The 1,027-nt window shown below is 62.8% G+C and carries 3 protein-coding genes; 1 reads left to right on the plus strand and 2 read right to left on the minus strand.

Annotated elements, in window-relative coordinates; translation table 11 throughout:
• On the plus strand, positions 1-238 hold a 238-nt coding region (locus tag ACBR42_RS17105), incomplete at its 5' end, for a hypothetical protein (RefSeq protein WP_371208838.1).
• Between the two features lie 51 nt (positions 239-289).
• Here ACBR42_RS17105 and ACBR42_RS17110 read toward each other — a convergent pair.
• Complete coding sequence (locus tag ACBR42_RS17110) at positions 290-568, minus strand: DUF2312 domain-containing protein (protein WP_371208839.1); 279 nt, start codon at positions 566-568, stop codon at positions 290-292.
• Positions 561-1,027: hypothetical protein (locus ACBR42_RS17115; protein ID WP_371208840.1), on the minus strand; the 467-nt coding region annotated here is incomplete at its 5' end. The genes ACBR42_RS17115 and ACBR42_RS17110, both read right to left, overlap by 8 nt.

Below are 1,027 nucleotides of genomic sequence, written 5' to 3' on the forward strand. Positions count from 1 at the left end.
TGGGCAGGAAGGGCGCATGGACGAAGGGAACGACAGTCGGGCCCAGCTGATCGACGACCGAGAAGCCATCGAATGCATCACTCGCCAGCAGGAGACAGAGCGCGGCAATCTGTATGCCGCGCCGGTCCACACCAGCGCTAACCCCGGGGAGGACATTGTCCTCGAAGCCGTGAAGCCTGATGGATATCTGCAGATGCGCATCACATCTCGCTACTGGCGAGCTCCCGCCTGCCATTGAAAAACCGAGACCTGCGGCGCCGCGGGGCAATGTTTGCATCGACAGGCTCCCTCACATTCCCAGCGCACGGCGATAGAGATCCAGAAGCATCTCGTGCTCTTCCACAGCCGCAGGCTCCAGCCTGCGGATCCGGATGATCTGGCGTATGGTCTTCACATCAAAACCTGCCGATTTTGCTTCGGTGTAGATGTCCTTGATGTCGCCAGCCAACGCCTTGCGCTCTTCCTCAAGGCGCTCCACGCGTTCAATTACGCTACGCAGCCGGTCGGCCGCGATCCCGCCGACAGAAGCGGCACCCGCGCCGCCATTCGCGTCACCCTCATCAAACATGGGAGAATCCTTCCGTATCTTTTGTGAAAACCCGATATTCCGGACGGGGATAGGTCTCGTGCCCCGTTTCAAGCAGCTCCAGCCAGCGCGATGACCGCGGCTCCAGCGCGCCTCCCCGGTCAAGGTGGCGCAACAGGGCCGTGCGGTGCTCGCCCATCCGTTCAGCCAGCAGCTTGGTCGACCAGCCGATAACCGTAATCGCCCGGTACACCTCACGTCGCCGATAAGGCGGCCGATTGCCCGTGACAGTGATCGACCGGGCGAAGGGCGAAGAAAACCGCTTATGGATGGCACGCAACGCACACAGCCATGCGACGAATTCAGGATCGGCGGGCTCCCCCGCCGCAAACTCCCCGACGCGGTTGCGGCTGAATCCTGACCGCCGGGCCGCCTGACGAAGCGGCCAGCCGATATCGACCAGACTGGCACGGATGAGGGCGCCTGCCCTGATCCGCCGAC

This window comes from Komagataeibacter sp. SM21 (assembly GCF_041402665.1).
Lineage (GTDB): Bacteria > Pseudomonadota > Alphaproteobacteria > Acetobacterales > Acetobacteraceae > Komagataeibacter > Komagataeibacter saccharivorans.